The organism is Cyclobacterium sp. L-R, assembly GCF_056859355.1.
In genome coordinates, this window is record NZ_JBSXOH010000065.1 from 84,867 (window position 1) to 110,148 (window position 25,282).

The following is a 25,282-nucleotide window of genomic DNA, read 5'->3' on the forward strand; positions in this document are numbered from 1 at the left end:
GCAATTTATGAATAGAGGTTCTTTATCCTTTTGGTAATTTTAACCAATAAACCAAAAATTCAATTGGATTGGGCTTTAGCCCATTCTTTAATATAAACCAATTAATTCGGCTTTAGCCAGAATTTAGGACAGGTAAAGTTAGATGGAGTACGGCGTGATTTAACTATAGATGGTAATAGAATGTAAATTGATTGCCCTACATTTTAGCTAGATATAGGAGTATATTTCGGAGGATTTATTAAATTTAATCAAACAATTTTCCATTTTACGAATGCCAATTGTAAAAGTTTATATCCATTTTGTTTGGAGCACCAAAGGTAGGTTGCCATTCCTTGATTCAAGAGAATTAAGAATTAAGGTTTGGAAGCATATTAAAGAAAATTCGGTAAAAAAAGGGATTTTTATAGATCACATCAACGGACACTCAGACCATTGTCACTGCCTAATATCTTTAGGAATAGACCAAACCATTCAAAAAATAATGCAATTGATTAAAGGAGAATCTTCTTTTTGGATCAATAAAAATAAGCTTACCCAAGAGAAATTTGAATGGCAGGATGAATATTTTGCAGTTTCTGTTTCTGAATCAAAGCTTAACAAGGTCAGGGATTATATTAGAAATCAAGAAGAGCATCATAAACGAAATACATTTCAGGAAGAATATGAAGCGATTTGGCTAAAGCCAAGGATATTTATAGAACCCTTTTTACCTCCAGCTGAAGCAGGAGGCAATTCATGAAAAAGAATTCTTATTATTTCTTCAGCTGAAGCAGGAGGCATTTCATTAATAAGGTGGCTGTATACTGTATCCAACTGAAGAAATGAGCAATTTATGAATAGAGGTTCTTTATCCTTTTGGTAATTTTAACCAATAAACAAAAAATTCAATAGGATTGGGCTTTAGCCCATTCTTTACTATAAACCAAATCATTCGGCTTTAGCCAAAATTCAGGATAGGTGAATTTAAAAATAAAAAGCTACAAGCAATCCAAAACGGAAAACCGGTAGCTTATCAATTGTTTTGGGTAATTGGCAATTTATATCATTTGTTAGCTTTAAAAGAATCAAAGGTTTTCTTTAAGCCTTTTTCAGCACTTAGCGGCAATGTACTGCCCAACTGCTTTAGTAATTTTTTATTGCTCACCTTATAACTTTCAGTTAATTTTTTCAAGCGCTCGGAAGTAAGAGGCAAATGAAGCTTATCCCCTACCTTTGCACCCGCAATAATCAATGAGGTAGGTATCTTCCAAAGTCTTGCTTTCTTGTTTAGGGAGCCCGCCATTAATCGGATCAATTGATTGGTAGAGAAGGTACCTTCATCTGCTACCTGATAAACCCCTGATGGAATGTCTTTATTTAATAATTGGAGAATAACCCAACAAAGATTGTCCACTGACAAGAAAGAACGTTGATTATCAAAGGCAGCCAATGGAAATGGCAACCCTTTTTTAGCAAAGGCAAATAGTAAATTAAGATTACCTTTATTTCCTGGACCGTGAATCATGCATGGTCTAAGGATATATACCTGTTTGTCAGCAGGCAGGTTCTTAAGTATGTATTCCTCCGCTTGAAGTTTGGATTTCCCGTAAGGGGTAACAGGATCACATTTCGTTTCTTCTGTAAGCCAACCCTCTACTGTATCCGCACATGCCTTGACAGAACTAATAAACACAAAGTTCTTTGCCTCAGGATCTGCTAGAAACCTATCATAAAGCTTTTTTGTCAAGCCAAAATTAACATCAAAATAAGCCTGATCGTCGCTTGTCTTTTTTAAATCATGTGCTTTTCCAGCTAGGTGAATATAATGAGATGCTGAAACGGTGGAGTCAGCAAAGAAACCTTCATAGGTTAAAACCTCTTTTCCATCCCCAGCGTTTCTACTTAGCGATAGAATATCTCCTTTGCCATTATTATTCAGGAATTTATATAGGTTTTGGCCTACGAAACCTGAAATGCCGGTTATTACTAATTTCATGGTTCTATTTTTCCTCAAAAATCTGTATTAATTTATCTAGTAACAATTCTCTTTCAAAATTTTCATTAAAATATTCTCTAGCGTTAAACCCCATTTCACTTCGTTCTTGAGGCGAAAGAGAATATAGTTGCAATATAATGTCAGCTAAGCTCTTAGAATCACCTGCGGTAGCTACAAGTCCAGCCTTTGCCTTCAAAATTACATTTGCACCCTCACCGTCAAGAGCTCCAATAATAGGTTTACCACATGCTAAATAGGATTGAACTTTCGAAGGAATGGTTAAAGAAAATATTTTACTTTTCTTTAAACTAACCAAGAGTGCATCACTACTTGCAAAAAAATCAGGCATATTATTAACTGGATAGGCTCCGAGTAAATGAAAATTACTAATCAAATCATACTCTTTGATTTTTTGTATTACAAATTCCTTTTTCCTTCCATTTCCTAGAATAACAAAATGAATATCCGAGTTTCTCTCTTTTATAATCTTTGCTGCTTCAATTATATTTTCAAAATCTTGGGCCTCACCAATATTCCCTGCAAACATTACACAAAATGGAACCTTAGGGATTAATTTTTCGATTTCATTATTTGGAGGTACTATATTATAAAATGATTCGGTAGAATTAGGATAATAAATTATTTTATCATTCGGTACACCTTGATTGAGAATGTATTCCCGAAACCCTTCTGATTGGATGAGAACCTTTTTAGAATTATGGTAAATCCATTTTGTCACCTTATCAAGCTGTCTTAAAATAAACCGATTATTTAATTGACCAGCTGCAGAAACACTTTCAGGCCACAGGTCCTGAACCCAAAAATAAATAGGTATATTAAGCCTTTTCCCAATAAAAACTGCTGGAATGCCAACAGTAATAGGGGAAGGCTCATAAACAAAAATTAAATCATATTTTTCCTTAAGAAATATACCTCGAAAAGAAGCTAAAAATGCAAATGATAAATAATTAATCATTAGCTTAATACCAGATCCACTTCCTCTCGTGATTAAAGGACTCCTGTGTATCCTTATTCCTTGCCAATCTTCTTCCGACTTTTTGAAAAAATTGTAGCCTGGATAAAAATTCCCACTTGGGTAATTTGGTTTACCGGTAAGCACTTGAACTTCATTCCCCCTTTCCTTTAGGCCTAACGCTAAATCATTTATGCGAAAAGTTTCTGGCCAAAAATATTGGGTAATAATAAGAATTTTCAATTAATCAAAATTTATAATGTAAATAAAAAGATGGGTGGTTAACCATCCAATCTTTCATTTGTTCGATCATGGTTTCATAAGAAGGAATTTCATAATTAAAATCAGACCTTGTGTTTACAAGGCTTTTATCAACCTTATAATCAGATTTTCCTTCAATTTTAATTTTATTTTCCTTAAAAGTTTGATTAAACAACTTTAGTAAATCATATTTTGCAATTTTATCACCATTTACAAGATGATATAAACCTTTTAATTCTTGTTTTATTGCTTCATGAATTGCCTTAGCTAATTCAATAGTTGTGACGCCCGTCCAATAAGCTTCTTTGTAACCGGAAATTGGATTGGTTTGATTTATAAACCAATGGAATAGACCTATTCCATCTGATTTTAATTCAGGTCCAATGATAGAAGTTCTAAAAGTCAAATCACGATCGTTGATTACTTCTCCAAGTGCTTTTGATTGTGCATAAAATCCAATACCATTTTTAAAGCTATCTTCTACATAGCCCCCTTCTTTTCCTGAGAAAACACAATCAGTGCTGATATGAATTAATTTAAAACCAATTTTTTTACCTAAAGCCGATAAAAAGTGAGGGAAATAACTATTAAAAAAAATAGCTTGATCTGGATTGTCTTCTGCCGTTTTATTTAATAAACCTATGCAGTTGATCACAAAATCAAACTTATTTTCATTTAGAATTTGTTCTAACTTTTCAGTTTTCCCAACATCTAAATGTATAAAATTCCCCACCTCATCAGCACCACGTGCCATCCCCCAAATTTCATAAATTCCCAACTCATTTAAATATGACTTGATAATATGGCCAGCCATTCCTTTTGAACCTATAACTAAAATCTTCTTCATGTTTTATTTCTATTTATTCCAGATTACTCTATCAACTATGGATGTATAACTTTGAATAACTTTTACAACCCTTTCAGAGGTATTAGGCACATTGTACTCCACTGGTAAATTAGCAACATCACTAACAGGTAGCTTAGAGGAAATTTCAATACTGTTTAATATTTGTTCCTCCGTAATTCCACCCAATACTATTGTACCTGCATCAATAGCCTCTGGTCTTTCTGTACTTGTACGGATACTTACTGCCGGAAACCCCATCATAGCAGACTCTTCACTTATAGTTCCACTGTCTGATAAGACGATAAAAGCATTTTGTTGCAATTTCACATAATCAAAAAATCCCAATGGTGGAATGTTGCTAATTAAAGGGTGAAAGGTAATATTATTATTTTCAATCCTTTTTCTGGTCCTTGGATGAGTAGAGAAAATTATAGGAAATTTGTATTTATCAGCAACAGCGTTTAATCCTTTTACTAATAGTTCAAAGTGGTTTTTTAAATCAATATTCTCTTCTCTATGAGCACTTACAACCAAATATTTACCGGTTTCAAGTTTTAACCTTTCAACGACATCACTGCCTTTAATTTTATCTTGATATTTATTTAAAACTTCTCTTAATGGGGATCCTGTAACAAATACGTGGTCCTTTCTGAACCCTTCACTTAACAAGTATCTCCGACTATGTTCGGTATAGGTTAAATTAATATCACTAATATGATCAGAAATTTTACGATTTATTTCTTCCGGGACATTTTGATCGAAACACCTATTTCCTGCCTCCATATGAAAGATGGGAATCTTCAACCTTTTTGCAGCAATCGTGCAAAGCACACTGTTGGTATCTCCAAGAACCAATAGGGCATCGGGTTTTTCCAAAGTAAGTATTTCGTAGGATTTGGCAATAACATTACCAATTGTTTCTCCCAAATGGTTACCTGCAACATTTAAAAAATGATCAGGTTTTCTCAAATCTAAATCTTCAAAAAATATTTCATTTAAGGTATAGTCGTAATTTTGACCTGTATGCACCAAAACGTGATCAAAAAATAGATCACATTTTTTAATACATTCTGCTAACCTAATAATTTCAGGTCGAGTCCCTAAAACCGTTACTACTTTTAATTTACTCATTTCTTTTAAACTGTTTGTATTGCTGTTTTATTTACCACTTATACCATAAATTTTTATCAAACCTGAAATCATCATTCTTAGATTCCTCGATAGTAAAATCAGAAAAAACCATAAGCTTAGAATCTGAGGTAGTTGCTTGAAAACCATTAACATACCCCCCTGGAATAAATAATATCTGGGGTTTTGAAAATTCAAGGTGGAATTCTAAGGGTAAATTGGCCGTGCGTCCTAAATCCCAATTATCAATTTTAACCAAAACAATTTTAAAAGAACCTGAACTGACATAAAACCATTTGGATTCCTCTTTATGACCTTGCCAGGCCCTAACGACTTCAGTTGATGAATGATAAATATTATAAAATCTTTTAACTTCCGAGAAATCAAATTCATTTATAAAGGAAATACTACCTCGTTCATCTGAATGAATACCTCCACTAATAATTTTAGGATCTTTCATAAAATTTTATCCTTCATATTGGTCCACATCCTTTTCACCAAAAACTTCTCTCTTAATTAAAGGCAACTTGCTCAACAATTCTTTCATTCCATTTACGTCTAATTGCTCAGTATTATGTGAATGATAATCTTCAACTTTAGAGATGTCTTTTTCACCTTCAAAAAAGTATTGATTGTAATTAAGGTCTCGGTTATCAGCTGGAATTCTATAAAAATCTCCCATATCCTTTGCTTTTAACATTTCTTCACGCGTACACAAAGTTTCATACAACTTTTCTCCATGTCGTGTACCAATGACCTTGATTTCATTTTCCGCATTATTCAATTCCAATAGTGCTTGGGCTAAGTCTCCAATTGTACCTGCAGGAGCCTTATTCACAAAAAGATCTCCTTGATTCCCATGCTCAAAGGCAAAAAGCACCAAATCAACAGCATCTTCTAAGGACATCAAGAAACGTGTCATGCTTGGATCTGTAATGGTAAGTACTTCACCGTTTTTTATTTGTTGTTGAAACAAAGGAATAACCGAACCTCTAGAGGCCATGACATTACCATACCTGGTCAAACATACCGTGGTGGCATTTTTTGGTATATTTCTTGAAGCTGCAATAGCTACCTTTTCCATTAGTGCTTTGGAAATCCCCATTGCATTAATTGGGTAAGCCGCTTTGTCAGTACTTAGACATATAATTTTCTCAACATTATTTTTAATAGCAGCATCTATGGCGTTCTGTGTACCAAATACATTGGTTTTAGTTGCCTCTATAGGAAAGAATTCACAAGATGGTACTTGTTTAAGCGCAGCGGCATGGAATACATAATCCACCCCTCTCATGGCTCTTTCTATACTGTCATAATTCCGAACATCTCCAATATAGAATTTTAGTTTGGGATGATTTAAAGCAACCCGCATATCGTGTTGCTTTTTTTCATCACGAGAAAAAATGCGAATTTCACTAAAATGATCGGTGTTTAAAAAACGGTTTAAAACCGCGTTCCCAAAGGACCCAGTCCCTCCAGTAATTAAAAGTGTTTTATTTTTGAACATGTAATAATTGTTTATATAACTTTTCCCAATGAAATATATTAGATTTAATATCAAAATTATTAAGACATAAGGAATAGGCTCTATCCCTCATTTTCAAATAATCAATTTTAGGTAGGTCAATTAATTGAACTATAGATTTAGAAATTCCATCTATGGAACCCTCAGTCCAATAGCCTGCATTAAATTTTGTTAAAGATTGCCAAGGGGTATTTTTTGAAGCGATAACTGGTGTACCTTGCGCCAATGCTTCTAAAACTACATTACCGAAATTTTCAGATTGTGATGGCAAAACCAATGCCTGCGAAGAGGCTATAAGTTTATCTTTATAACTACCCTGAACGTGTCCCATAAAAGTAACAGAATCTTGAATATCTAGGGTTTTGACAAGTTGTTTTAACCGTTTTTCATAAGCTATTTCGTATGGCAAACGAGCTGAACCAACAATTAAAAGATTCAATTTAACCTTCGAAAGCTTCTGAGATAAAACAACTGATTTTATCAAAACATCAATATTTTTGATTGGATTTATTCTACCAATAAATAAAAGCTGCCCATTTATAATTTCTACGTTTTGTTTAAGTGGCATTTTAACGTAATTAGGAATAGTAATTATCTCTTTGGCTCTAGGGAAATATTTATTAATAATATTAGATTCAAAATTATTTGTAGCGTGAAAAATTAATTTAGTTTGAAAGATTTTTATAAAAAAAAGAAATATTCTTTTCTGAAAACTTTTAATTTTTAAAGCTGCTGGATAGAGTTCACCTCTAGGTGATAAAATAACTTTTTTCCTATTAAATGTAGCTTTAATCAATAGAGGTAAGGTCGGAAGGAAAAAGATACTGGAAAATTGAACAACATCACTTTCATTTATTAAATCAAATCCATATTTTAAAAACTTTATACTACTGCTATCCAAAAACAAAACTTGATGACCTGGAGAATTTATAGTATTTGACACATCATGAAGGGATTTTAGAGGATCTAACCCAAAGTTTGTAGATAAAACAGAAACATCAAATTCCTTTTTATTAATTGCAGAATTTAACCAATACAAGGTATTAGCAGGTCCTCCCGCTTGCGATGGATAATAACATAAAAGTGGATGGAAAATTTTCATATAATATTACGGAGAACCTTAGCTGGATTACCACCTACTATGGTATTAGAATCAACATTTTTTGTAACTATTGAGCCTGCTGCAATAATGGAATTTTCACCAATAAATTGTACATGAGGTAGAATTATTGCATTTGCACCTATCCAAACTCCATTACTTATCACTTTAGATAACTTATTAGGTTTTGAAAATGGATTAAGACCATGATCATGACTCATAATATTAACATGCTCAGAAATAACTACACGATCACCTATTGTAAGATTACCACTAAAATCAAGTTGAACCCATTTATTAACTTGAGAATTATTTCCAATAATCAACTCACTTTCAGGAAATTCAGAAAATATACTAACTTCCCTACCTAAAGAAACATTATCACCCAAAATAAGATTACTAGGATATCGAATAGAAACTCCCTTTTGTACAATTAAGTTATTTCCCACTTTTCCTAAATTAAACTTCCAAAAAAAACTGGACATTTTTTCAAAAACAGAAACATAAAGTACCCTGATGAAAACACTCAAAAATTTGATTAACCCAAGAGGTTCTAAATTCCAATATTTAATAAACTTACTTTTCATTGATCAATTTTTTTTAAAAGTAAATCAGCATGCGATAATAAGGATCCATTTATAATTTCTTTTAAAGTTTCTTGTCCTTTTCTTCCAACTTCTTCTAGAACTCCTACCTGATCCAAATATTGATTAACTATAACTCCAGCTTTTGTAGAATCTTTAACAGGAATTTCAATACAATTAAAAAGATGCTTCATTCTTCCAGAAATCCCACCAACAAATGTGGTAAAAATAGGCAACCCACTTGCCATTGCCTCGTAAAGCACCCTAGGAAAACCCTCATCATGAGATGTAAAAATAAAAGCATCGGCATTATCATACATTAACATCAATGAATCTTTATCTGAAATCAAACCATGCAACATTATATATTCTTGAAGATTTAATTGATTAATAAGAGCTTTTACTTCATCAAATAAATCCCCCCCCCCAACTATATTTAATACAAATTGGAAATTTTTTAATTGAAGATGCTTAGCAATTTCAATTAACTCATATATGCCTTTTCTTTCTTCAACTCTACCCACAAAAAGAAGATTCCATGATTTAGGAGTATTGTAATTTCTGTTAAGATTAAAATCAGCCAGTTGAATACTAATCATAGGTTTTATGACATCAACATTATCACAAAATCTTAAAAGATCCTCTGATAATGATGGAGAAACAGCGAGAATGAATTTTGCCCTATTCAAAATAATCCGATCAATGAAACTTTGATTATAATACTGCCCCCTTATATAAAGCCCAATTGGCTTTCCCAATAAATTAGCGACATAAGCCATAATTTTACCGACAATGCCTGGGTAGAAAATGTATATAAAATCATTACTTTTTATCAATTGAAATATTTTAATAAAGAAGGAAAGTGATTTTATATTAGGAAGAAGTACAAAGTTTAAAGAATGAGTAACTAGATCAAAATTCAATAAATTATTATTTTGGTCATAAACCGTAGCACTTTGTGTAAAACTAACAGAATGAACTTCACTTATATCTTGCAAAAAATATCCAGTATGATTATTTATAAAAAAAGAAATATCTTCGTAAACACCAATAGAACCATTACCAACAACAAGAATTTTCATCAAGATTTAACTTAAAATACAACCAATTCAACAATTTATTAATTTTTAAATATAAATAAAAAAAATCAAATCAAATCAAAATTTAATTTTTTTATTATTGACAAACACTAATAATATCATAGGTAAAAAAAGTTTGAAAATTCGACCTATGACATGATAGGTGAATATGTAACCAATACTAAATCCAATCCCAACAGAAACTAATGCAAATGCATAAGATGTATAAACATCTTTTGAACGCCGGAAAAATGAATCAAAATGAATAATTAAAAGGACTGTAAGAAAAGGATAAATAAAAAAGAATAATAAACCTAAATGCATATATCCTTGAATACTCATAGGCAATATCCTGAAACTTGCCCTATCAAGAAAGATTGCTATCTTTTCATTAAAAATAGTACTAGTCCTATTATCCATATTTGCAAATCTATGAACTAAAGGAATAGAACTTAAATAGTCATTTGCTATAAGCTCACCATAATTCTTTTCACCATACTGACTAAATCCATATAATCCTTGATAAATACTTGGAAAGCTACTTGTATAGTCATTAACAAAATTTGAAAAGTAAGCAGGTCCAATTAAATCCCCTACACCTTCAGATATAGAACTAGTACGAAACTGCTTATAAATTGTAAGAGTTAACATAAGGATAAAAAAATATATTGAAATGAAAATCAAAATTTTCTTACTAAATTCTTTATAAAATTTAGATACTATAAAAAAATATGATAAAAAAGGTAACAAAATACTGGCCCTACTTACTCCTATATAAAATAAAGTGAAAAAGAGTATTGAAAGTATTGAAAGAAAAATAAATAAGTTTTTTTTGCTTGAATGAAATTTCCAGCAAAACTTTTCAAATAAATATAAATTTAAAAAAATAATAGAAAATTTAATTAATTCAAGGCCAAAGGTAGGACCATAAACCACTTCTTCATCTCCAAATGAATATGAAGGATCTGCATATCTTGAAGAGTCAAATACAAAATTGAAGTTAATTAAAAGTTCAGGAAAAAGAGTTATAACCCCTAATGAAAACGATACTAATAAAAAAATAAATAAAGGATTTGATTTTTTTTTAAAAATTATTAAACCATTATTTCCTTTTGCGAGATACTTAATAGTTATAAAGATCACGAACATTTCTACTAAAATGATATAGTAGGAATGATATACATATTCGCTAATTAAAGTTCTTGGAATTATATCAGATTCGTAATCACTGAGTATATAAAATGGAAAAAAAAACACATACCTCAAAAACATTATGCAATGCATAACTATTAAACCCGGGCCATAATATATTTTATGAGAAGAAAAGAACCATAAACAAAAAGTAAACGCAGAAGGAATAATAAAAAGAAATTCTAAGTTACTTTCATAAGCATTAATAAATGATAGATATAAGCTATAAAATGAGACTAAAAAAGACAATATAAATAGCGTCCCCGGTAACGAATATATATTCAGATTGCCTATGTACCAACTCTTATTCATGAAATAAAAAGATTGTTATAAAAAAATAAATACAAAGCTATTTTAGATACTTTCATTAGAATTATTGACATCTTTATTTTTTAAAGCAAACAATATTTCTTTTAAATCATCTATGACTCTTAATTTTAGAGTCAATGCAATCATTAAAAACAAAATTAAACCACCTATAAACTGTATAATCAATACCCATAAGTCACTAATTGTCAAAAATTTATAACATAAATAATACAATAAACTAAATAAAGTAGCAGAAATTAAAATAGTTCCAGAAATATCCTCAAATTGTTCTGTTAATTTATAACCAATTTCACGTCCAGAATAATACATTACAATTACAGTCCCTATAACTGTTGCTACTACCTGACCAATTACTAAAATTAGAACACTATGCCAAATAGTTATTAATATTGATCCAAAAGTAAGAATTCTTAGTAAAAGAGAAATCTTTAGATGTAATTTACTATTACCTCTAATTAAAAAAATATTTTGATTAACGGAATATAATGGAAATATTGCCCCTGTAATGCACAATAGCATAAAATATGGAATAGCTGGCTTCCAAACATCTCCTAATAAAAAAGGTATTAATTTATCACCAATTGCCATCAAACTTAACATCAATGGGAATACAACAAAAACCGCAATTCTTATAACTTTTCTATAAGCATTTTTAAGCTGAACAGTTTTATCATGAATTACAGATAAAGTTGGATAAGTTACATTTCGGACTATTGTCGTGAGATTTTGTGAAGGAATAACTGTAAGTTGCTTACCTTGAGTGTAAAAGCCCAAATCAGCTTTTGTATAAAACTTCCCAATTAATAACGTTTGAATATTTGATGCGATAACGTCAAAAATACCGGAAACCATTAAATTCCCACTGAAAGCGAACAGCCTTCGTATAGGATTTATACTAAAACTTATTGAAGGCAACCAATTAGAAAATGTCCACAGCAATACAACTCTTAAAAAAGACGCTACAACCATTTGCAGAATTAAAGCCCAAACACCAAATCCTTTAAATGCTAAATATACTGCTAGTATTCCTGCCAACAAATTTGCCAGTATGGTTCTATTTGCAAGTATCTTGAAATTGACTTCTTTTATAATTTTAGCATTTTGGACTATACCAAAAGAGTTAATGAAAATAGTTAAAAAAACAACTCTTGAGATATTTGTTAATTCGGGATAATTATAGAAGTCGCTAATTAATGGCGATAAAAAATATAGAAGCATATAAACTACTATTCCAACAAGAATATTAAAATAAAATATCGACGTAAAATCGGCTTGATCAGCATCCTGTTTTCTAATTAAAGCTTGAGAAAACCCACTGTCTAATATTACTTTTGAAAGTTCTGTGAAGATTACTAATAAGCCAATAATTCCGAAATCTTCAGGAGTAAGCATTCTAGCTAGTATTATGGTAATAATAATTTGAATTATTTTACCTCCAAACATTTCAAAGCTATTCCATAGGACGCCTTTTATCGTTTTTTTCCTTAGACTCATTAGATACTAATCAAAAATATAAGGCTTTTCAATATTATATTTTACTGTAATTTTCATTCTATTTTGCAATATAATTCGTTTTTAAAAATATATTATTAATTGTTTTCTATTTACTAAATTTGATTATTAACTATCTAATATATAATTAAATAATTCATCTAAAAATTATTAATATTAGAAAATTTATCTTTTTTATATATAAGGAAAATAATCAATATAAAGTATTAATATTGCTCAATTTATATTTTATAAGCTATCCCAGTACGAGCTACCTGCCTTTTTTATTCCTTCATCAATTGTATGGGTTGCATTGTAGCCAAGCAATTCCTCTGTTTTCTCGACTAAAGGTAAGGAGTGGGGAATATCTCTATTATGATTTAGACCATGAACAATTGATATCTTAGCAATCGATGGGTCTTAAACTGCGAGATGCTTTTTGATTAGTTCAGACAACTTAATTTATCTCATTCTATCTCTTATATCTTTATTATAAACCTGATTAAGGGCAGATTCATTTTCTGTAGTAATGCAAAGCAGGTTCTTCTTAAATACATCATCTTCGTAGGTAAAGTGACGCGAAAAAGTACAGTCTCCATTAATTAGGGGGCTCTCATGGTTCATAAATTTCCATACAAATAGCGGGATTAATTCTGCATAAGCTCCATTTGGGTCTTGCCTTCTTGCAAATACATTGAAACATCTTAATCCAATGGTATTAAGACTATATGCCCTACAAAAGTTTTCTGCATAAAGCTCATTGACATACTTAGTAATCGCTAAGGGAATAAGGGTTTTCCTATCACCTTTCCATCTTAGGCAGAGCCTCTGAATCCCCCCAGGTGGAGCTACTTTCTGCATAGATAAACGCTTCACTTCCAAATCTCTTGCTGCCACAAGCATATTCAGAAAACCGCTCACGTTTATTTCATTGGTAGTAATTGGGTCATTGATAGATCTGAGAACAGATCCCAAAGCAGCCTAATGCAAGACATTGTCACAGTCTTCCACCGCTATCATACATGTTTCTCTGTCTCTAATATCACCTTCTATAAGGGTAAACTTTGGGTTGCTTTGAGCGACTTCCAGGTTTTTAATGTTACTAAATAACAATATCAATGTAATTTGAATAATTACTTCCTTTAGGTTTTGTATCGGAGAATTGGAAAACTGTTGTTCCAATAGCATCATTCGCCGTAGAAAAGTCATTTACTAAATCATTTGCCTTCACCCTCAAATCGAGTTAAACTACCTTTTCACCTATCTTGGGATCAATTTTTACTTTCTTGACTTCTAAATATTAGTTTTCATCACTTTAAATTCTCCCAATACCAAGCGCAAGCCTCTTCCAATCCGGCTTCTAAAGAATATTTAGGGGAATAACCCAGAATAGTATTTCCTTTTTCAATAGCTGCATGAGAATGGGGTACATCGCCCGCCCTATTGGGACCATATTGAAATTCAATATTTGCAATGTCGCTATCGTATTTAGAAAGCCCCAATTTCAATGCTTCTGCCAAATCATTAAGCGAGGCCCTTTCTCCATAGGCCACGTTGAAGACTTGAGAAATAGTAGCTACTTCGCTAACTTCCGGAACTCCCTGAACGGATTTTTGGTATTCTTTAATTCTCTCCTTAAAAACGGATGTGGGTACTGACGCGGCCAATTGATTGGCCTGAATCACATTGTCGATATAAGTAAAATCCCTTGAATAACTGCCATCCCCATTAATTTTTGGACTCTCGTGCTTAATTAGGCTGGAAACAAACTTAGGAATCACTGCAGCATAGGCCCCATTGGGATCTTGTCTTCTTCCAAAAACATTAAAGTAGCGCAAGCCTACTGTCTCTATGCCGTAGATGTCTGAAAAGTTTTTGGCAAACAATTCATCCACATATTTGGTAATGGCATAAGGGGATAAGGAATTCCCTATCACATGCTCCACCTTGGGCAGGGCTTTATGGTCCCCATAGGTAGAAGAACTGGCAGCATAAACAAAACGTTTTACTCCTGCTTCCTTGGCTGCAAACAACATATTGACAAATCCCACAATATTCACTTCTGTACTCGTAATAGGGTCGGCAATAGACCGAGGCACAGAACCCAAAGCAGCTTGATGAAACACATAATCACAACCTTCCACCGCTTTTATACATGTATCCCTATCCCGAATATCCCCTTCAATCAAAGTAAAATTGGGATTTTTTTGTGCATTCTTCAAATTTTCAATCTTACCGGTAGCAAAGTTATCTAAACAAACTACGGTATTATCGTTTTCTAATAGCACATCTATTAGATTGGAGCCAATAAAACCCGCTCCTCCGGTAACCAGAACTTTTTTGTGTTTCACTTCGTAATTCATAAAAATCAAATATTATTATTTTTTTTTAAAATCTTAGGTTCTCAACCAAAATAAATAGGGTTTTTAGTAGTTTCCATCTTTACACAAGTGAAACTCCATATTACAAAAGCTATTCGATGATACTTTTAAATTTGTTAAACAAAAGCTTATCCTGCTCAGCGGAAACCATAGAAGTATAGAGGTTATTATTCAAAGCAACATGCGCAGGTTCCAAAGTCAAATTATGCTTAATCAGGTCATTTGAAAGATCCTGTTCCATACTGTAGATTTTCATTCCCTTCTCCCTTAGCCATTTTAAAGTTGGATTCTTATCGCTTAAATAAATCTTAAGTCCACATCTAATGCCAATAAAAATATTACCCAATCCCATTTGCCTATAGGAAGGATACACAGCCGCCTTATGCCGATTAATAAATTCTATATATTCGGCATAGGTCATGAATTCATCAATAATTTTGAAAGCCAAGCCTGAACGAAGGGCATACTTTTCAATTAAAGCGACATAGTTGTCGTTTTTTAAATAGCTAAAAGGCAAAGAAACCTTGCCTTTGTATCCATTTGTGGCCAGTATATCCAAAGCATCCAAATGGTTGTTATAATAAGAGGCTGAGTTCCCAATCAAAAGGCTATTTTCTTTGTTTGGGTCCGGTTCTACCTTATCCAAAGCATTATTTAATGGAGCCTCCATAAAGGTAGGAAGAATTTGCCCCATGTGTTTATTTAAGAGTTCATACTCAAACTCGTTGTACCAAAGAAAATAATCTATTCTTTTGCAAGATTTCTTTATCCATTGATGGTTAGTCCTTTTATTTCTAAAGGGAGACAATAGCCATCTAAAAACATTCTTAATTGATTCCGAATTAGATTTAGATAATTCATCCTTTAATACCAATTGGGTATTCTCACTAAGCATTTTCAATCGAATACTGGGTAGGGAATAAAGCTCTGCACCATAAAAAGACCAAATAATTTTCACTTTACTGTGCTTGATTGCCTCAATCAATCGAAATTTATCAGTATTCAGGTAATAAAGAATTACAATATCATAAGTCTCAATTCTATTAATTATGGAATTGTAGGCTTCAGACTCTGGAGGTAGATAAACTACTTTGTCTTTATGACTTCCGGAATAGTTATTTTCATTATTTAGATAAAAGAAATCATTTTCAAAATCACATTCAATGTATTTTTTGATGTGCTTGTCTACAAATTTATTGTTATTAAAAAAATGAGCTATCTTCATTTAATACAAATATTAATCAATGCTTACTATAAAAAATCTTAAACAAACAACCTAGGTCTAAAATACATTAAATCCCATAAGTTGAAAATCCGAAACCTTTTTAAATTTAACCCTACTACGCTTAACACTCTGATTCCCGATATAACTGATTCAATGGTATAATCATTGATATCCACTTCTTCACCATTTAAATAAATTATTATGGGTGCTAAAAGGTTAATTTGCGCATTAAGGAAACCAAAAAATAAAGCATTTATAAAGCTTTTCAAATAATCAGTTAGAGATAAGCTTTTAATTAAAAGGCTGGTTAAAAAATTGGAATCGGTTTTAGATAAATAACTGAAAAGCCATTCAAAAAAAACCTTTTATGAAAAATCTTACTCCTTCATTTTTAACTCAATTGTTTTGAACCCTTAGTAATAAACGAGCTATTAAGTCCACTTCTTCTACGGTTAAGTCAAAGTACAAAGGCAAACATAAAATGCGAGAGGCAATATCGTCCGTTATTTTCATCGCTTTGGCTTCTACATAAGGCAAGGTAGTGGCCAAAGACGGATAAAAATAACGCCTGGCAAATATTCCATTCCCTTGAAGTTTTGATAAGCTATTCAGCATTTGCTCAGAACTTTCAAAAATAATAGGGTAATAGGCATAATTTAGACTGGCATTTCCATGCCATTCAGGTTTACTAGCCCTTAAATTCCTAAGCATTGTATCATACCTTTCCGTCAATGCTTTCCTATGCTCATGAATAGCATCGATATAACCAAAATTGGCCAAGCCCATGGCTGCATGAAACTCTGAATTTTTACCATTTATGCCCAACTCAGCAAAGGCTTCTGGGCCATTAAAGCCAAAATTTCTGATATAAGCTAATTTTTTTAGCAATCCAGAATTCTTGGTCATGATTAATCCGCCTTCAATAGAATGATACAGCTTAGTGGCATGTAGGCTGCAAGTGGATATATCTCCATAATCAAAAATAGACTTGCCATTTATCCTAACCCCAAAGGCATGCGCCCCATCATAAATCACTTTAAGGTCATGCTTTTGCGCAATTCTTTCGATCGCTTCTACATCACAAGGGTTTCCGTAAACATGGGTAGCTAAAATGGCAGAAGTATTTTCTGTAATGGCCGCCTCTATCCTGCTTGAATCTATATTTAAAGAATTAGGGTCAATATCAACAAAAACTGGGGTGCAGCCCTCCCATACTATGCTGCTGGTAGTCGCTACAAATGAGAAAGGGGTAGTAATTATCTCCCCTTTTAGTTCCAAAGCTTTAATGGCCATCTGCAGTGCTATGGTTCCATTGGTAACGTAGAGTAGATGTTTTACCTCCAAATGGGCTTTTAATTTCATCTCAAGCTCACTTCCCAATGGTCCTGAATTGGTAAGCCATTGCCTTTTCCAAATACCAGAAAGATATTTTTCATATTCGGCCTGAGGAGGAAGAAATGGTTTGGTTACAGGAATCAATTTTTTTGATTTTTTATAAGTTCAAAAACAAAAGTCAATTGAGGGCTTTTAAGCATCCAATTCAGTAAAACATAGAAAACCAATCCAAATATCCCAGAAATTAATAACTGAAGATAAAGAGAATACTCAGCCATCTCAAGCACGAATAACAACATAAACCCTGCCATAAAGCCTGCTTTTACCAGTGTGATAAATAAATCTTTCACTTGTTCCCAAGTCGTGTAATGAATCATTCGACTACTGTAATGCGTATTGATCAATAAACCTACAAAAGAAGTAAAAACACTACTCCAAACTAAACCATAAATACCAAATTGAAATCCTATAAGGATACTGATAGTTATTAATGCTTTTTTAATCAATTCAAGCTTTAAAAACAAATCACTTCTACCATACACCTTCAATACATTAATATTAAAAGAATGAATAGGGTAAAATATACCAGAAAAACAGAGTATTTGAAAAAAGGGAACAGCAGGTAACCATTGTTCTCCTAATATTAACAAAAATAAAGGTTTGGCCATTGCGGCAGCACCAAGCATCATTGGAGCAATGATAAAAAAAGAGAATTGTATAAGTTGTCTATACACAACAGCTATCCTTTCTTTTTGATCTTGTATTTTAGAAAGTAAGGGGTAAGTAACTTTACTGATTATCGAGGTAAACATCATTACCGACTGGTTATTAAAAGAATGCGCCCTTTCATAATACCCCAACTCCTGTACCGAAAAAAACTTACCGATAATTAACTTATATACATTTTTATAAAAGGTATCGATAAGCCCTGAAAGCATAAGTTTGTACCCAAAATTATAATGGTATTTCAGTTTCTTTTTGGAAAACACCAAGCTTGGCGTCCAAGTAGAAGTTAACCAAAGCATTAGGGAGGTTCCAAGTTGGGTGCACATAAACATGCAAACAATGCTCCAAACACCAAAGCCTGCATAACCCATCCAAATGCCCACCAAGACACCTAAAATGGTTCCGGGAACCTTACATTTCATGATTTGCTTAAACTTCATTCTTTTGTTTAGCATGGCCAACTGCACTGCAGAAAAAGCCGAAATGATAAAGGTAAGGCAGTACACCCTCACGATAAGTTCCAATATCTCCTGCTCAAAAAAAGCAGCTATTAATGGCGCTATAAAATAAAAAATGCCATACACAAACACGCTCAAGGCTAGGTTTAGGTAAAAAACCGTGGCATAATCTTCCTCATCGGCATTTTTGGTTCGGATAAGAGAGGCAGACAGCCCACTGTCTACAAAAGAATTGCCCAAGGCAATAAAAACACTGATCATGCCCACTAAACCGAACTCTGTCGGACCAAGGAGTCTGGCAAGGATCACTGATGCAATAAAGGACAAACCTCTTAAAACAAAAGTATCGGTAAAGGTCCAGAATATACCGGAAAGCGTCTGTTTTTTTAATGACATTTATGAATTAAAAACCTTTCAATAGCCTAATTTGCTATTGAAAGGTAATATTTTTGATTCAATGCCATTTTATAAGGCACTATTAGTAATAAAATTTAATTTTTATCAATTGTTTTTTGTCTAACCAAAAGAAATTTTCAAATCGAATTCATCTAGGCAAAAACAATTTTAATGACAAATTAAAGTCTAGCATCCACTTTGTCCTTATCCAAAACGGCTTTAACATCATATACCACAAGGTTTTTGCTTTTTTGAATTGGCAAGGCTTTGAATTCTTTATGCGCTACTGCCAAGACCACTGCAGAGTATTCCTCAAGAGAAGGGCAGTTTTTACCACCTATAATGTCCACTCCGTATTCGTGTTTTACTTCTTCAGGATTTGCCCAAGGATCATATACATCAACGGCTATGTCAAAATTCCTTAATTCAGCATAAATATCAATTACTCGGGTATTCCGAACATCAGGACAATCTTCCTTAAAGGTGAAACCTAGAATCAATACCTTGCTATCTATTACTTTTAAGTCTTTGCGCATCATGTGTTTGATCACCTCTGTGGCGACATGCTTTCCCATGGAATCATTCAGCCTTCTTCCTGCTAGGATAATTTCCGGATGATAGCCCACTTCCTGGGCTTTTTGGGCCAGGTAAAAAGGATCTACACTGATGCAGTGTCCACCTACCAATCCCGGCTTAAAGGGTAAAAAGTTCCATTTGGTTCCGGCAGCTTCCAATACTTCTTGAGTATCAATATTTAAAAGGTTGAAAATTTTAGACAATTCATTGACAAAAGCAATATTAATGTCACGCTGGGAATTTTCGATTACCTTAGCTGCTTCCGCTACTTTAATGCAACTCGCTTTGTGCGTTCCTGCGACAATTACCTCTCTGTAAAGACTGTCCACATATTCAGCAATCTCAGGGGTAGAACCGGAAGTAACTTTTAAAATCTTTGAAACCGTATGCTCTTTGTCTCCGGGATTGATTCTTTCAGGGGAGTAACCTGCAAAAAAGTCTTTATTGTAAACCAAACCACTATTTTTTTCCAATAATGGCACACATTCTTCCTCGGTAACACCCGGATACACCGTTGATTCATAAATGACCACATCCCCTTTTTTAAGGTATTTGGCAATGGTCTCCGATGCTTTCAACATAGGTGTTAAAACCGGCCTGTTATGCCGATCTGTAGGAGTAGGTACGGTTACGATATATACCTGACAATCGGAAAGGTCAGCAGGGTTCTCAGAATTGTAAAGTCCTTTCTCTTTAGGGCTGGATTTGGCCAATACGGCTTGCAAGTCATGGTCCTCAACCTCTAGCGTGAAGTCATGCCCATTGTTCAATTCTTTAACCCTTTTTGAGGCTATATCAAAGCCAATAACTGGGAATTTTTTGGCAAATTCAACAGCCAAGGGAAGTCCAACATAGCCAAGCCCAATTACGGCAATTTTTACATCTTTTAAAGGAGTACTCATGAGGTTAAAAATATTAGTTGTAATGATTTAAATAAATGAATGCAAATATAAGTTATTTTAACTTGTATTTTTTATTCCAACTTCAGTAAAAACGGAATATTATTTTAATAATTTAATAAATGCTACCAATCCGACTCCTATTTAAAGGGAAATTTTATTTATTCCAGTAGGGACGGTTATGAATTTGATTTGGTAGTTCTTTAGCGTACTTCAAATGCAAAAGGGATTTTGTCATCATTGTTGCGAAAAAAAGGCAACAATGCCGCCAAAATCAAGATCATTTAAATCACTGGAACACGGGCTTCACCCGTGGCTATTATAGTTTCAGCCCTTCAGGCTTCTTCGTTCCTTTTGGGTATATCAAGATAATCCCGGCTAAAAGGTATATAAATCCAAAAATGTTAACTATCCCAAATTTGCCTAGAATCCAGTTTGAAACAACTCCCCCTTTCTCTAAAGGGGGTTAGGGGGATTCTTTCGTAAACTATTTTTTTTTCATCTTTGGACAAGGGGATTCACCCCTGGTTATTATAGTTTCAGCCCTTCAGGCTTCTTTGTTCCTCATGGGAATATCAAGATAATCTCGGCTAAAAGGTATATAAATCCAAAAATGTTAACTATCCCAAATTTGTCTAGAATCCAATTTGCAACAACTCCCCCTTCTAAGGGGGGCAGGGGGGATTCTTTCGTAAACTATTTTTATTTAATGAAGTACATCGAGAATAAACTGTAAATCATTTTTGGGATCGTTTATCAGATGTTCTCGTTGAAATCCCCCTTGCCCCCTTTTTAAGGGGGAGTTTGTTTCTTCTAAAAGGGACGGTTTCGGATTTGATTAGTAGTGCTTTTGCCAACTTCAATTTCTTAAGTCCTTCGATAAAATTCTTTTTCAGCCGACTCCCCCTTCTAAGGGATCAGGGGGGATTCTTTCGTAAACTATTTTTATTTAATGAAGTACATCGAGAATAAACTGTAAATCATTTTTGGGATCGTTTATGAGATGTTCTCGTTGAAATCCCCCTTACCCCCTTTTTAAGGGGGATTTTGTTTCTTCTAAAAGGGACGGTTTCGGATTTGATTAGTAGTGCCTTTGCCAATTTCAATTTCTTAAGTCCTGCGATAAAATTCTTTTTCAGCCGACTCCCCCTTCTTAGGGGGGCTGAGCCTGTCCCGACCTTAATCGGGAGGGGATTCTTTCGTAAACTATTTTTATTTAATGAAGTACATCGAGAATAAACTGTAAATCATTTTTGGGATCGTTTATGAGACGTTCTCGTTGAAATCCCCCTTACCCCCTTTTTAAGGGGGAGTTTGTTTTTTCTAATTGAGACGGTTTCGGATTTGATTTGTAGTCCTTTGCTTTTCTGTATCCAACTTTACACAGCTTCGCCTCCTCAGTCCCATTTCAATGTGAGAAGAGCAATTAAAACCAAGAAAAACAATTTAATAAACTAAGGAGTAAAACCTTTAATAAACGGAAAACTTAATTTATAATCCGGGTTTGATTATAAACTACTTCCTACTGAACCATTTTTTAAAGAAGCTCTTTTCAACCTGATCTTCTGCGTAATAACCATAGCCATAACCATAGCCATAACCATAACCGGTACCATAGCCATAATGCTGTGCATCCTTATCCACTCCATTGAAGAGGATATAGGCTTCTTTAAGGATAGCCTGCTTCTTTAAGTTATTGATATGGTCTATAAATTGTTTTTCACTGTAATTGTAGCGCAGCACAAAAAGGGAAATGTCTGCCAATCTAATTAGGTCTAAGGTCTCAGAAACCAAGCCCACCGGAGGCGTATCCAGAATAACTATATCATAGCGTCCTTTCATTTGCTCCAACAGTTCAGCAAAGCGCTCAGTAATCAACAATTCAGAAGGATTAGGAGGTATTGGGCCTGAAACAATTACATCCAGGTTTTCATAAGCTGTTTTTTGAATGACCTGGTTCACATCCTCTTGATTGTGACTTAGGTAGGTAGATAAACCTTCATTATTGCTAATACCGAAATCTTCAAATATTTTTGGTTTGCGCATGTCGCAACCTATTAAAAGCGTTTTTTTATTGCTCAAGGCATAGACCGAGGCCAAATTAATACTGCAAAAGGTTTTTCCTTCCCCGGAAATACTGGAAGTAATCAAAATCACAGAACTTTTCTCTTTGGGAAGAATAAAATTCATATTGGCCCTTAAAGAACGAAAAGCCTCGGTAATTCCAGAACGATGCTTCTTTAAGACCACCAAATTGTCAGCATCTTCATTCTGTCCGATGGTGGAAATCAAATTAAGGTCAGCTTTTCTTTCCAACTCCTTGCCATCTTTTATCTTATTGCTGAAAAAAGTGCGTACTAAATTAAAACCTATAGGCAAGCCCAATCCCAGTATTAAAGCAATTAGATAAGTTAAGGCAGTTTTTGGGCTAATGGGGTTTGGATTGATTAATGCCGTTTCAATTATTTTATTGCTGGGCGTATTGGAAGCCTTGGTAATGGCCGACTCTGCTCTTCGCTCCATCAAATAGGTGTACAGCCCTTCATTTAAAGTAAATTCCCGCTGAATGCGCAATAAATTTTGCTCTGTTTGCGGAAGGCCACTAAAAGTGCTTGTAATTTTATTAATCCGCTGCTGTAGGTCCTGAATCAATAATTGGGCATTGTTATCTACATTCTTTAACAATTCCAAAATGGAAAGGTTCATGTCTTTGATTTGCCTATTCACTTCCCTTAAGGGTGGAGATATTTCAGTAAGCTTAGAAGCATGCATGGATTTTTCCGCCTGCAATTCAAGCAAATTTTGAATCAAGGTATTTAAAATGGGATCCTCTATACCTAAACCTGAGGGAACGACAATTTGATTGTAATCTTCTCTTTCTAGGTATTGGGTCAATTGCCGGTAATACTCTCTTTTAAATTTTTCTTTGGCCAAATCGGTTTCCAGAGCTTTCAATTGCTCAAAAATTGCTGTGCCTTCAGAACTTAAATCATAAATAGAATTGTTGGAACGAAAACTTTCCAACCTGTTTTCAATAAACATCAAAGAATCTGACAAAACTACCAATTGGGCGTCAATAAAATCTATGGTATTGGTGGCCATGGTATTCTTTTCCTGCAGTTCGTTTTCCAAATAAACCTCTTGCAAGGTATTTAAATAATCCCTACCTTTTTGAGGGGTTTGCGTGGTAATGGTTAATTTAAGGATGGTGGATTGTTTGTCTATAGCAGCCACCTGAAGGTTTTCCCCTGTATAGTGGTTAATCAAACCTGAACGATCCCTTAAGCGGATAATTATTTCCCCACTTTCTTCCACTGAGGTAAGTCCAACCTTAAAACGGTTCATGGGCAATTCTACCCATTGGTTAAACGAAAAAGTGGCCTGGGGTGAGTTGGGATTTTCCAACTTATTTCTACTCTCATTGTCGGGAAATATTTGCAGGTAAGATTCTCCCAAATAAGTTACGGTAAAACTTTTGTGATTTTCCCATTTTATCAGCAGATCCCCATTCGTTAGTTGCGGGTGGGACCAATCTACTTCTACAGCAATAGGCGTGTTCTGGTATATTTCAGACTTAATAAACCTTCCCTCTTTGATGTATTCCACATCAAAGTGCAATCGGTCCAAAGTAGCATTGGCTATGGGTCTGGATTTGAGTATAATCATTTGATTCCCCAATTCCATTTCACCGGAACCTCCCATATTTAATCCCGCAGATTCAAATAAGTTGAAGGGGTTTTCTTTTTCTTTTATAAAAAATTTACTGGAAACCTGGTATTCCGGCACTGAATACCGAAGAATCATATAAGCGATACCCATGGCCATTATAACCGACAGCACTATGTAAGGCCAGATGCGTAAAATCCTTAATACAATATCCTTAATATCGATTACTTCTTCCTCCTGCCCTATAACCGGCATTCTATTCGGTTCAGATTGATTCATTTGCAATTATTTGATGGCGTTCAATACGAGTAATACGGCAGAAAGGGTAGTCACAGCCAATTGGAAAGTTTGAACAAAATTTACTCCTGTACCCAATTCACGGATTTTCATAGGCTCAGCATAGAGCATGTCATTGGGACGAATAAAATAAAATTCCGATGCTATCAGTCTTTCATCTGTAAGATCAATGCGAAATGTTTTGGTGCCTTCAGGGTATTGGCGCATCAGCACCAATTGATCCCTTTTTGCGGTGGTGGTTAAATCGCCTGCATGGGCAATGGCCTGAAAAATACTGATCCTGTTTTGAAGAATGGTATAATTGCCATTCTTATTGAATTCACCCAGGGCAGAAAATCTCACCCCTCCTAAACGAACCCGAACAAAAAAATCTTCTTTGTTGACATAGGCTTTCAGTTCTGATTCTATCTGAGCCTGAGCTTGTTTGGTGGTTAAACCCAATAATTTGATTTCACCTAGAAGTGGTAATTCCACCATGCCATTTTCATCCAGGGTATAGCCATTGATAAAGAATATATCCCCACCATCTTGCGCTCCTTGGGGTGTCATCCTCAAAGATTGATCTCCTGCAGCTATACCGAAAATCTCATTGAGCTCAGGAGAAGTGGTGCTTACATTGATGTCCACCACATCATTGTATTGCAGGAAATAATCTGCATTGCTGTTGGCTACAAGCTTAGATTCTGTAAATAAGGGATTGTCTCCTTCGGACCTGTCCTGCATATAAATAATCTTTTTGTTGGATACGCAAGAACTGGCAGCAAGTAAAATCAAAAGGGTAAAAAATAATCTGTCGAGTTGCTTCATTTTTATTAAATAAAATGAATTTTAAAATTCTTG

At 33.8% G+C, this 25,282-nt stretch carries 21 protein-coding genes; 1 reads left to right on the forward strand and 20 read right to left on the reverse strand.

From position 1 onward, the window contains the following. Positions 1-271: 271 nt before the first annotated feature. Positions 272-739 carry an IS200/IS605 family transposase gene (gene tnpA, locus AC13EX_RS09590; protein ID WP_482892494.1) on the forward strand — a complete coding sequence of 156 codons (468 nt, stop codon included), beginning with the start codon at positions 272-274 and terminating at the stop codon, positions 737-739. Between the two features lie 303 nt (positions 740-1,042). Here the strand turns inward: tnpA and AC13EX_RS09595 are convergent, their stop codons facing one another. From AC13EX_RS09595 to AC13EX_RS09690, 20 genes are all read right to left on the reverse strand, one after another. Beyond that, positions 1,043-1,975: an NAD-dependent epimerase/dehydratase family protein gene (locus tag AC13EX_RS09595; RefSeq protein ID WP_482892495.1), complete on the reverse strand. Its 933-nt coding sequence runs from the start codon at positions 1,973-1,975 to the stop codon at positions 1,043-1,045. A gap of 4 nt (positions 1,976-1,979) precedes the next feature. Beyond that, the gene (locus AC13EX_RS09600; protein ID WP_482892496.1) at positions 1,980-3,191 is read right to left on the reverse strand and encodes a glycosyltransferase family 4 protein; all 1,212 of its coding nucleotides are present in this window, start codon (positions 3,189-3,191) and stop codon (positions 1,980-1,982) included. Positions 3,192-3,195: 4 nt separating this feature from the next. Then, positions 3,196-4,056 carry a dTDP-4-dehydrorhamnose reductase family protein gene (locus tag AC13EX_RS09605; RefSeq protein ID WP_482892497.1) on the reverse strand — a complete coding sequence of 287 codons (861 nt, stop codon included), beginning with the start codon at positions 4,054-4,056 and terminating at the stop codon, positions 3,196-3,198. A gap of 9 nt (positions 4,057-4,065) precedes the next feature. After that, entirely contained in the window at positions 4,066-5,187 is a 1,122-nt protein-coding gene (wecB, locus tag AC13EX_RS09610; protein ID WP_482892499.1) for a non-hydrolyzing UDP-N-acetylglucosamine 2-epimerase, read from the reverse strand. 31 nt (positions 5,188-5,218) lie between these two features. Then, positions 5,219-5,644: a WxcM-like domain-containing protein gene (locus tag AC13EX_RS09615; protein WP_482892500.1), complete on the reverse strand. Its 426-nt coding sequence runs from the start codon at positions 5,642-5,644 to the stop codon at positions 5,219-5,221. Between the two features lie 6 nt (positions 5,645-5,650). Beyond that, the gene (locus tag AC13EX_RS09620; RefSeq protein ID WP_482892501.1) at positions 5,651-6,691 is read right to left on the reverse strand and encodes a polysaccharide biosynthesis protein; all 1,041 of its coding nucleotides are present in this window, start codon (positions 6,689-6,691) and stop codon (positions 5,651-5,653) included. Then, positions 6,678-7,811: a glycosyltransferase gene (locus AC13EX_RS09625; RefSeq protein WP_482892502.1), complete on the reverse strand. Its 1,134-nt coding sequence runs from the start codon at positions 7,809-7,811 to the stop codon at positions 6,678-6,680. Before AC13EX_RS09625 ends, AC13EX_RS09620 begins: the two co-directional genes overlap by 14 nt. Beyond that, complete coding sequence (locus tag AC13EX_RS09630) at positions 7,808-8,395, reverse strand: acyltransferase (RefSeq protein ID WP_482892503.1); 588 nt, start codon at positions 8,393-8,395, stop codon at positions 7,808-7,810. The genes AC13EX_RS09625 and AC13EX_RS09630 overlap by 4 nt, the downstream gene beginning before the upstream one ends. Next, the gene (locus AC13EX_RS09635) at positions 8,392-9,474 is read right to left on the reverse strand and encodes a glycosyltransferase (protein ID WP_482892504.1); all 1,083 of its coding nucleotides are present in this window, start codon (positions 9,472-9,474) and stop codon (positions 8,392-8,394) included. Before AC13EX_RS09635 ends, AC13EX_RS09630 begins: the two co-directional genes overlap by 4 nt. 75 nt (positions 9,475-9,549) lie before the next feature. Continuing rightward, positions 9,550-10,614, reverse strand: a complete 1,065-nt coding sequence (locus tag AC13EX_RS09640; RefSeq protein ID WP_482892505.1) for a hypothetical protein — start codon at positions 10,612-10,614, stop codon at positions 9,550-9,552. A 402-nt stretch (positions 10,615-11,016) separates the two neighbouring features. Beyond that, entirely contained in the window at positions 11,017-12,486 is a 1,470-nt protein-coding gene (locus AC13EX_RS09645; RefSeq protein ID WP_482892506.1) for a lipopolysaccharide biosynthesis protein, read from the reverse strand. A 459-nt stretch (positions 12,487-12,945) separates the two neighbouring features. Further along, a complete protein-coding gene (locus tag AC13EX_RS09650; protein WP_482892508.1) occupies positions 12,946-13,458 on the reverse strand; it encodes an NAD-dependent epimerase/dehydratase family protein in 513 nt (170 codons plus the stop codon). Positions 13,459-13,464: 6 nt separating this feature from the next. Beyond that, entirely contained in the window at positions 13,465-13,692 is a 228-nt protein-coding gene (locus AC13EX_RS09655) for a hypothetical protein (protein WP_482892510.1), read from the reverse strand. 101 nt (positions 13,693-13,793) lie between these two features. Beyond that, entirely contained in the window at positions 13,794-14,846 is a 1,053-nt protein-coding gene (locus AC13EX_RS09660; RefSeq protein ID WP_482892512.1) for an SDR family oxidoreductase, read from the reverse strand. 109 nt (positions 14,847-14,955) lie between these two features. Continuing rightward, positions 14,956-16,089: a TDP-N-acetylfucosamine:lipid II N-acetylfucosaminyltransferase family protein gene (locus AC13EX_RS09665; protein ID WP_482892513.1), complete on the reverse strand. Its 1,134-nt coding sequence runs from the start codon at positions 16,087-16,089 to the stop codon at positions 14,956-14,958. A 396-nt stretch (positions 16,090-16,485) separates the two neighbouring features. Then, positions 16,486-17,568, reverse strand: a complete 1,083-nt coding sequence (locus AC13EX_RS09670; RefSeq protein WP_482892514.1) for a DegT/DnrJ/EryC1/StrS family aminotransferase — start codon at positions 17,566-17,568, stop codon at positions 16,486-16,488. Beyond that, positions 17,565-19,004: a lipopolysaccharide biosynthesis protein gene (locus AC13EX_RS09675; protein WP_482892516.1), complete on the reverse strand. Its 1,440-nt coding sequence runs from the start codon at positions 19,002-19,004 to the stop codon at positions 17,565-17,567. The genes AC13EX_RS09670 and AC13EX_RS09675 overlap by 4 nt, the downstream gene beginning before the upstream one ends. A 179-nt stretch (positions 19,005-19,183) precedes the next feature. Continuing rightward, the gene (locus AC13EX_RS09680; protein WP_482892517.1) at positions 19,184-20,482 is read right to left on the reverse strand and encodes a nucleotide sugar dehydrogenase; all 1,299 of its coding nucleotides are present in this window, start codon (positions 20,480-20,482) and stop codon (positions 19,184-19,186) included. 1,512 nt (positions 20,483-21,994) lie between these two features. After that, a complete protein-coding gene (locus tag AC13EX_RS09685) occupies positions 21,995-24,424 on the reverse strand; it encodes a polysaccharide biosynthesis tyrosine autokinase (protein WP_482892518.1) in 2,430 nt (809 codons plus the stop codon). A 6-nt stretch (positions 24,425-24,430) separates the two neighbouring features. Next, positions 24,431-25,165: a polysaccharide biosynthesis/export family protein gene (locus AC13EX_RS09690; RefSeq protein ID WP_482892529.1), complete on the reverse strand. Its 735-nt coding sequence runs from the start codon at positions 25,163-25,165 to the stop codon at positions 24,431-24,433. Positions 25,166-25,282 lie beyond the last annotated feature (117 nt).